This window comes from Sphingomonas sp. (assembly GCF_035317925.1).
GTDB lineage: Bacteria > Pseudomonadota > Alphaproteobacteria > Sphingomonadales > Sphingomonadaceae > Sphingomonas_I.
The window spans coordinates 1-5,527 of record NZ_DATHFV010000087.1 but is presented as its reverse complement, the minus strand read 5'-3'; the positions used below and the strand labels follow the sequence as shown (position 1 = coordinate 5,527).

Genomic DNA, 5,527 nt, shown 5'->3' with positions numbered 1-5,527 from the left:
AGGACGGCGTAAGATTCCTCGCCGATCGTGCCGTCCTGAAAGATGCCGACGCCGAGCGTCACCGGCGCTAGGTCTGCCTGGCACGTGCGGATGTAATCGGCGAGCTCGGCGGCGCTATAGCGAGGCGGCTCCATCGGCTTGTCCTGCGCGATGTGAAACCACGGCGCATCGAGCCGGATCGCGGAATGGGCCTGTAGCCCGGGCGCGGCACCGCGCCGGATAGTACGGCTCTTGAACGGCTTGAGCGGGAGGTCGGTAAGCTCGCCGCACCAATAATCCTGCCACTCGGTCTCGATCGGAAACGCCCAGTAATTGTAGGACACCATGCGATCGGGATGGCCCGTCTTTATCGCCTGCCCGATCGCCTCATGCGGCAGGTTGGGATAGGTCTCGGTCGTCTGGAACCAGCTATCCAGCCAATAGCCCGCCACGCGCTTCCCGTAGCGCGCACCGAACTCGCGAAAGACATCGATCAGCTGGTTCGCATAATCGGCTTCGTTGAAGGCGGGCACGTCGATCGCGCTTGCCGGCAGTTGATCCAGCCGGCCGAGGCCCGGGCAATTCATATAGAGGATGAGCGGGATGCCGTACCGGCCAAGCGCGTCAGCCAGTTCGCCGAGCATGTCGCGCCGCGTGGTCCAGCCCGGGTGGAGCGCCTCCCAGCTTTTGATCGGCGCCGGACAGGTCGGATGGCCGTGATTGACGGTCATGATCAGGTAGCCCGCCCCGCAATCCGCAACCGTGCGGGCGAGTTTGGTGACGTCGAGTTCGTCGACCGCGTCCTTGTACGGCTTGGGCGGCCCGTGCCGTGGCGTCGTCAGGTCGAGGAAGCACAACCACAGGCCGTAGCCGGAGCGGGCGAACCAATCGGTGTTGGCGCGGCGCGCATGCGCCCGCTGCCGGTCTGCCGCGACGGCTTTGGCCTGGTTGACCGGTGTGAGTTCGATCGAGCGGAGGCGGAATATCTCCTTGCCCTTGTCGCCCGCCACGCGCAGCCGCACCACGTTCACGCCGCGCGACAAAGCGAGCGTGCCCGGCACCGCGAGCCGCTCGAACTGATAATATTCGCGCATCGTCCAGAAGCTGTCGCTGTCCGGATCGCCCGGATTGGCGGAGGCTCCCTTGGGATCGGGATAGAAGAAACCCTCGGTCACCGGCACCGCGAATGCGATCGTGTGGTCGTTGGCGCAGATGCTGACCGGCGTGTCCGCATGCGTGGTCGAGCAGCACAGGGCGACCTGATAGAGCCCGTCGTCCGGCACCGTGACGGTCCACACCACTTCGCCTGCGCCGAGGAAGGGCAGCATCACGCCAAGCTCCGCCGGGCCGAAGCGCAGCTCGCCCGAGCGCGCCACCGCCTTGGCCGGATAGAGGCGGATCACCGGATCCGGTCGTATAATGGGGGCAGGCATGGCGGAGGCCCGCGGCAGGGGAGCATGGCCCATTATAGCGAGCCGGGGTGACAGGCCGGGCCGACCGCATCGATGGTCTTGTAGTTCAGGATGAACTCGCGATGCCCGAGGTCCTCGGATTTGGACTGGGCGCCGCCGGCCACCGCCAGCACGAGATTGAAGATATCGTCTCCGACCTGATCGAGCGTCGCCTCACCCAGCATGACGCGGCCCGCGTCGATATCCATATCCTCCTTCATCCGGGCATAGGTTTCCGGATTGCCGGTGATCTTGATCACGGGGGCGATCGCCGATCCGACGACGGAGCCGCGGCCGGTCGTGAACAAGGTCAGGTGTGCGCCGCACGACATCAGCTCCACGATCTCGGCGTTGTCGGAGATGTTGGGGAAACCGAATTTGGGCGGCGTGTCCGGCACCACGTCGAGCAGATAGAGGCCCGGCCCATCGGGCGCCTGCGTGGGACGGATGACGCCATTGATCGGACGGCTGCCCGATTTCACATAGGCGCCCGCCGACTTCTCCTCGAGCGTCGACAAGCCACCATCGGCATTGCCCGGCGAGAAGCTGCCATAGCCCATCGCCCGGTAATAGGTTTCGGCATTGCCGATCGAGGTATCGATCGCCGATGCTATCTCGGGCGAGGCCGCGCGCGCGGCCATCGCACTTTCGCAGCCGATCATCTCGCCCGTTTCCTCGAAGATGCAGATCGCGCCGGCATCGACCAGCCGGTCGAAAGCACGTCCGACCGCGGGGTTCGCGGCGATACCGCTGGTCCCGTCGGAGCCGCCGCAGATCGTGCCGATCGTGAGGTCGGAAAGCTGCATCGGCACACGCCGCTCCAGGCGTTGCATCTCGGTCTGCACGCGACGCACGGCGGCGAGCGCGACGTCGATGCCGGAGCGCGTGCCGCCGGCTTCCTGGATCACCACGGTTTCGACCGGGCGGCCACTCTCAAAGATCGACGCCGCCAGCCCGTCCCGATCGAACCCCTCGCAACCCAGCGATATCAGCACCACGCCACCGACGTTGGGATGGGTCGTGAGCGCCTTCATCATCCGCAGCGAATAATCGTTGGGATAGCAGCCCGGGAAACCGAGCAGGTGAACGTCGTCGTCGTCAGCCTTGTCGACCACGCGGCGCGCGACGTGATGCGCGCATTCGACGAGGTAGACGACCGCCACCACGTTGCGGATGCCTTTGCGCCCATCCGTGCGCAGATATCCGTTCGCGACAATCATGCCGGTGCCTGCGAGGTCCGCGCGTGGATCGAGAGGTAGTTGCTCTGCAGATTGTGCAGGTGGACCCAATCCCCCGGCGCGATGTCGGCCGTCGCCGATCCGATCGACATGCCGTATTTGATTACTTCCGCGCCGCGCGGAATGGGGCGGCGCGCGACCTTGTGACCGATCAGCAGGTCACAGGCCGCGACGGCGGTTTCACCGTCCATCGCCAACGGCTCGCCGATCGTCACGTTGCGGCGGCACACCGCCACATTGTCGATTGGGGAAAGCACGATCACAGCAGAACCGTTCATCACGATCGACCGACAGGCTTGTCGCCACGGATATTCCGACGCAGCTGCTGGAGGACGGCGAGCGATTGCTCACCGATCGAGCCATCCTGATAGATGCCGACACCCAGCGTGACGGGCGCCTGATCCGCCTGACAGGTCCGGATATATTCGGCGAGCTGTGCGGCGGTGTAGCGCGGTGGCTCCATCGCCAGGTCCTGGGTGATATGGAACCACGGCGCATCCAGGCGGATCGCTGCATGAGCCTGCAGCCCCGCGCCCGCACCGCGGCGGATATAGCGGCCCTTGAACGGCTTGAGCGGCAGGTCGGTGAGCTCGCCCGTCCAGTAATCCTGCCACTCGGTTTCGATCGGAAACGACCAGGGATTGTAGGCGACCATGCGATCGGGATTGCCCGTCTTGATCGCGCGATCGAGCGCCTCATAAGGCAGGTTGGGATAGGTCTCGCCGGTCTGGAACCAGGAATCGAGCCAGTAGCCCGCGACCCGCTGCCCGTAGCGCGCGCCGAATTCGCGGAAGACGCGGATCAGCTGGTTGGAATATTCGAGCTCACTGACCGAAGGCACGTCGAGCGCGGTCCCGCCCTGCTGCTCCAATCCGCCCACGCCGGGGCAGTTCATGTAGAGCATCAGCCGGATGCCGTGGCGGCCAAGCGCGTCGGCCAGCTCACCGATCAGGTCGCGCTGCGTGGTCCAGCCGGGATGCAGCTTTTCCCAGCTCTTGATCGGCGCCGGACAGGTCGGATGTCCATGATTGACCGTGACGATCAGATACTTCGCGCCGCAGTCGGCAACGGTGCGCGCCACCCGCTCGACGTCGAACTCGTTCACCGCCTGCTTGTACGGCTTGGGTGGGCCATGGCGCGGCGTAGTGAGATCGAGGAAGTGGAACCACATGCCGTAGCCGGCATGCGCGAACCAGTCGGTATTCGCGCGCCGGGCGCGGGCGCGCTGCTTGTCCGCAGCGATGGCGGCCCGCTGCGTCACGGGCGTCAGTTCGAGCGAGCGGAGACGGAAAATCTCCTTCCCCTTGTCGCCGGCGACGCGCAGCCGCACCACGTTGACGCCGGGCACGAGCGCGATTTCGCCCGGCACGCTCACGCGCTCCAACGAATAATATTCGCGCATCGACCAGAAGGTATCGCCTTCCGGACCGCCGGGGTTGGCGGCGGGCCCGTTCGGATCGGGATAGAAGAAGCCCTCGGTGACCGGCGCGGCGAATTCGACGGGGGAATGGCTGCCCGCCGTGATCGTCACCGGCGTGTTCGCATGCGTCGAGGAATAACAGAGCGCGAGCTGATAGCGGCCGGCTTCGGGCACCGACACGGTCCACAAGACTTCGCCCGCGCCGAGGAAAGGCAGCATCACGCTGAGCTCCGCCGGGCCGAAACGGATTTCGCCCGAGCGTAAGACGGCCTTGGCCGGATAGAGGCGGATCACTGGGTCGAGATGCAGGGACGCAACCTCGCCCGCCTTTCCCGCCGCTGCGGCCGGAGTTGTTTTCGCGAAGGTGACCGATGCCGGCAGCCCGGCGAGCGCCATCGTCGAAAGCCCGTTCCGCAGGAATTCCTTACGGTTCATCGTCATGCTGTCACCTCTGATTTCGTCCTGTCCACAGCGCTGGCGCTGCCCGGGCCATCGCCGCGCACGAGGCGACGCAGTTCCTTGAGGATCGGGACCGATTGCGGACCGAGCGAACCATCCTGGAAGATGCCGACGCCGAGCGTGACGGGCACGTGGATGGCCTGGCAGCTCCGAATGAAATCGGCGAGTTCGGGCGCGGTGAAACGCGGCGGCTCCATCGGCTTGTCCGGCGTCATGTGCAGCCAGTCGGCATCGAAGCGGAGCGCGACATGCGCCTGCAGCCCCTTGGCAGCGCTGTGCTGCATATAGCGGCCCTTGAACGGCTTGAGCGGCAGGTCGGTCAGTTCGCCCGCCCAATAATCGTGCCACTCGACTTCCATCGGGAAGACCCAATTATTGTACGCGAATATCCGGTTCGGATTGCCGGTCCGGATCGCCTGCGCGAACGTTTCGTAGGGCAGGTTCGGATAGACTTCCGTGGTCTCGAACCAGCTATCGAACCAGTAGCCGGCGACCTTGGGGCCGTAGCGGGTGCCGAATTCGCGGAAGACGTCGATCAGCTGCGTGGCGAAATCGGCTTCGTTGAACGCCGGCGTGCCGAGCGCGGTGCCCGGAATGAGATTCATGCCCCCCAGGCCGGGCAGGTTCATGTAGAGCATGAGGCGGATGCCGCGGCGGCCCAGCGCATCGGCGAGTTCGGCGATCAGGTCGCGCTTGGTCGTCCAGCCCGGATGCAGCTTCTCCCAGCTCTTGATAGGGGCCGGGCAGGTCGGATCGCCGTGATTGACCGTGAAGATCAGATAGCCCGCGCCGCATGCCGCGACGGTGTCGACCAGCTTTTCGACATCAAGCTCATTCACCGCCTGCTCGTATGGCTTGCGCGGTCCGTGCGGCGGGGTCGTGAGATCGAGGAAGTGAAACCACATGCCGTAGCCGGCATTGGCGAACCAGTCGGCCCTTACGCGGTGGGCGCTCGCGCGCGCTGTTTCCGCCGCCACGGC

5 protein-coding genes are annotated in these 5,527 nt (G+C 65.4%); all 5 read right to left on the bottom strand.

Annotated elements, in window-relative coordinates:
• On the bottom strand, positions 1-1,412 hold a 1,412-nt coding region (locus tag VK533_RS06655), incomplete at its 3' end, for an alpha-L-fucosidase (RefSeq protein WP_324376082.1).
• Positions 1,413-1,444: 32 nt separating this feature from the next.
• Positions 1,445-2,650, bottom strand: coding sequence for a UxaA family hydrolase (locus VK533_RS06650; RefSeq protein ID WP_324376081.1), 1,206 nt, complete (start codon positions 2,648-2,650; stop codon positions 1,445-1,447).
• On the bottom strand, positions 2,647-2,931 hold the full coding sequence (locus VK533_RS06645; RefSeq protein ID WP_324376080.1) for a UxaA family hydrolase: 285 nt from the start codon (positions 2,929-2,931) through the stop codon (positions 2,647-2,649). The genes VK533_RS06650 and VK533_RS06645 overlap by 4 nt, the downstream gene beginning before the upstream one ends.
• A 14-nt stretch (positions 2,932-2,945) precedes the next feature.
• The gene (locus tag VK533_RS06640; protein ID WP_324376079.1) at positions 2,946-4,529 is read right to left on the bottom strand and encodes an alpha-L-fucosidase; all 1,584 of its coding nucleotides are present in this window, start codon (positions 4,527-4,529) and stop codon (positions 2,946-2,948) included.
• Positions 4,526-5,527 (bottom strand): alpha-L-fucosidase (locus VK533_RS06635; RefSeq protein WP_324376078.1); only part of this gene is annotated, 1,002 nt, incomplete at its 5' end. The genes VK533_RS06635 and VK533_RS06640, both read right to left, overlap by 4 nt.

Bases quoted from the DNA above. Each gene is read 5' to 3' on its own strand.
- VK533_RS06650 (WP_324376081.1), bottom strand. From the start codon at position 2,650: ATGATTGTCGCGAACGGATATCTGCGCACGGATGGGCGCAAAGGCATC.
- VK533_RS06640 (WP_324376079.1), bottom strand. From the start codon at position 4,529: ATGACGATGAACCGTAAGGAATTCCTGCGGAACGGGCTTTCGACGATG.